This is a genomic window from Mycobacterium sp. E2327 (genome assembly GCF_001672675.1).
In the GTDB taxonomy this organism is placed as follows: domain Bacteria; phylum Actinomycetota; class Actinomycetes; order Mycobacteriales; family Mycobacteriaceae; genus Mycobacterium.
On the sequence record NZ_LZKE01000108.1, the window covers coordinates 1 to 2,912 of the forward strand.

Genomic DNA, 2,912 nt, shown 5'->3' on the forward strand with positions numbered 1-2,912 from the left:
CGCGCCGCGTCCGCCGACTCGCCGGGAAGGACGGTGTAGACCGTGTTTCCAGCCAGCGCGCTGCGGCCGGGCCGTGACCAGCCGAACCCCGCGGTGGCGCGATCGAATGCCAACAGCAGCGCGGCGTCGCGCTCGCCGTCGATGACCGCTTGCAGCGCAATCACGCGCAGCGGTCCGCGCGACAGGCCCAGTCGGCTGGCCAGCGTCGCGGCCTCGATGGTGCCCTCCAACAACCGGATCACCAGCTCGGATTCGACCTGGCGCTCCAAGTCCGCGCTGGCTCGGGAGCGGAGCAAATGTAGGGCCACCGTGTGCGCGCCGTCGGTCAGCGCGTCCCGCTCGGCACCGTCCAACGGGGCCGCGCAGGCCACCCACACCGAACCCAGCAGCTCCCGTCCGGAACGCACCGCGACCACCATGCGCCCGGTCAGGCCGTGCTCGGCGTCGGCGCCGACGAACACCGGGTCGTCGGACGCGGCCAGGTGCGCGAACACGCCCCGCGCCTCGAGGAGCTCCCGCAGCCGCTCCGGGGCCTGACGGCCCAGGATCGTCTCGACGCGCGCCGCGTCGGCGTGCTGCTGCGGCCGCGAATACGCCAGCAGCCGCAACCGCCCGTCCTCGATAGTCACCGCACCGCCGGTCGACTCGGCCAGGCTGTCGGCCAGCGCGAACAAATCCGTTGGGCCGCGCCCGGATTCGGTCTCGCGGCCCTCCAGCACCAGCCCGTAGACCACCGCGGCGACCTCGCTCCACGACACCGACGGGTCGAGCACCATCACCGCGCCGGGCCCGGCACCGCCGTCCGACGGCGTCGGCTCCTCGTCACCGCGCGCCAGCAGCACCACCGCGCGGGCGGACGCCGCCCAGTCGACGGCTTCCCGCAGGGAGCCGGCCCCGATCGCCAGCAACACGTCGCCCACGGGCGGACGCGCGGCGGCCGACTCGTGAATCACCACGCTGCGCAGTTCGGTCGACCTTGGCACCGAAGACCACCGCACCCTGACCCCGTAACCCCCCAGCACGTTGACCAAGCGGTCCAAAGTGATCACGAGCCGCTCCCGGTTCAGCCGTCCAGTTCGTCGTCGCTAGCTACGATCCGCCGGTTTGCCCTGGAGTCCATCCAGCGCAGCACGGGGAGCTCCCGGCTGCGCGCGGGCAGCTCGGTGACGTCGCTCAGCGAGCGCACCACGGCCTGCGTCAGGCCCATGATGGCGGCCATCACCGGCAGCAGCGGCTGCAGCGGCCGGGCGGCCGACCGGACCGTGCTGATGCGGCGGGCCACCATGAGCCGTTCGATCGAGTGGTAGAGCCAGGCGCCGACGCCCAGCGCGTAGATCGCGAGCGCCGACGCGACGATGCTCCACCCGTAGGCCGCGCATACGACGGCGCCCAGCACCACCGTCGCGGCCAGGAAGGCCGCGACCGCGACGCGCAGCTCCAACCGGGTCATTGTTCTTCGCGGACCGCCTTGGCGGCGGCGCGGATCTGCGGGGTCACCAGCATGACCTGGCCGAGCACCCCGTTGACGAAGCCCGGCGACTCGTCGGTGGACAGCTCCTTGGCCAGCTGCACGGCCTCGTCGACGGCGACGGGCTCGGGGACGTCGTCGGCGTAGAGCAGCTCCCACACCGCGACGCGCAGAATGGCCCGGTCGACCGCGGGCAGCCGGTCCAGCGTCCAGCCCTGCAGGTGCGAGCTGATCAGGTCGTCGATGTGGGCGAGGTGCTCACCGACACCCCTCGCCGCGGCGGCGGTGTACGGGTACAGCGGCGACACGTCGGGATTCGCGTCGGCCAGCGCGGTGCGGACGTCGACCACCTCGGCCGGGGTCAGCTCCCGGGCCTCGGCCTCGAACAACAGGTCGACGGCGCGTTTGCGCGCCTGATGGCGTCCCTTAGCAGCCATGCGGCCCGCTCACGCGTTGACGCGGCCCAGGTAGCTACCGTCGCGCGAGTCCACCTTCAGCTTGTCCCCGGTGTTGATGAACAGCGGCACCTGGATCTCCGCGCCGGTCTCCAGCGTGGCCGGCTTGGTGCCGGCGCTGGACCGGTCGCCCTGCAGGCCCGGTTCGGTGTGGGTGACCTCGAGCTCGACCGACACCGGCAGCTCGATGTAGAGCGGCGCCCCGTTGTGGAACGCGATCTGCACGGGCAGACCCTCCAGCAGGAAGCGCGACGCGTCGCCGACCAGGGACTCGGGCAGCGGGTGCTGCTCGTAGTCCTGGCTGTCCATGAACACGAAGTCCGAGCCGTCGTGGTACAGGTACGTCGCGTCGCGGCGGTCGACGGTGGCCGTCTCCACCTTGACGCCCGCGTTGTAGGTCTTGTCGACCACCTTGCCGGACAGCACGTTCTTCAGCTTGGTGCGCACGAAGGCCGGCCCCTTGCCGGGTTTGACGTGCTGGAACTCGACGATCTGCCATAGCTGGCCGTCGATCTCCAACACCAGTCCGTTCTTGAAGTCGGCAGTCGTCGCCACGGTCGGTGTATCTCCTAAGGGATGGCAGTTCTCCGCGAACATCGCTGTCGGTTCGCCCCATGCAGATTACCCGCGCCGCGGCACCGGCCCGAACCGTGCGCCCGTGATCGCGCGCACCCCGGCCCCTAGAGGGCAACCAGGATATTCAGCGCGATGTCGATCGTGGGCAGGACGAACACAAAGAAAAAAGCGGTCGAGAATGCGATGGCTTCGCGAATCAGCGGAAGCAGAAATCCCGCTAATTGGTTGAGCATCTGCTCGAAGGTGGTGAGAGCGCCGGCGAAGAAATTCTGTACGTCGCCCCATAGGGTCGATATCGCGCCGGTGATCGATTCCGCGGGCGGCAGCATCGCGGCGTTGGCGGCCTCGGCGGCCGCATACAATCCCGCGCCGTTGGCCAACTGCCGCACGAACTGCTCCTGAGCCGCCGCCGC

4 protein-coding genes and 1 pseudogene are annotated in these 2,912 nt (G+C 70.4%); all 5 read right to left on the reverse strand.

The features are described 5' to 3' along the window. On the reverse strand, positions 1-1,049 hold a 1,049-nt coding region (locus tag A5712_RS12550), incomplete at its 3' end, for a PucR family transcriptional regulator (RefSeq protein ID WP_068105027.1). Between the two features lie 14 nt (positions 1,050-1,063). Beyond that, positions 1,064-1,450: an antitermination protein NusB gene (locus A5712_RS12555; protein WP_068105030.1), complete on the reverse strand. Its 387-nt coding sequence runs from the start codon at positions 1,448-1,450 to the stop codon at positions 1,064-1,066. Further along, positions 1,447-1,905: a transcription antitermination factor NusB gene (gene nusB, locus A5712_RS12560; protein WP_068105033.1), complete on the reverse strand. Its 459-nt coding sequence runs from the start codon at positions 1,903-1,905 to the stop codon at positions 1,447-1,449. Before nusB ends, A5712_RS12555 begins: the two co-directional genes overlap by 4 nt. 9 nt (positions 1,906-1,914) lie before the next feature. Continuing rightward, the gene (gene efp, locus A5712_RS12565) at positions 1,915-2,478 is read right to left on the reverse strand and encodes an elongation factor P (RefSeq protein WP_068105036.1); all 564 of its coding nucleotides are present in this window, start codon (positions 2,476-2,478) and stop codon (positions 1,915-1,917) included. Between the two features lie 125 nt (positions 2,479-2,603). Beyond that, positions 2,604-2,912: pseudogene (locus A5712_RS12570) on the reverse strand (hypothetical protein); the annotation flags it as partial.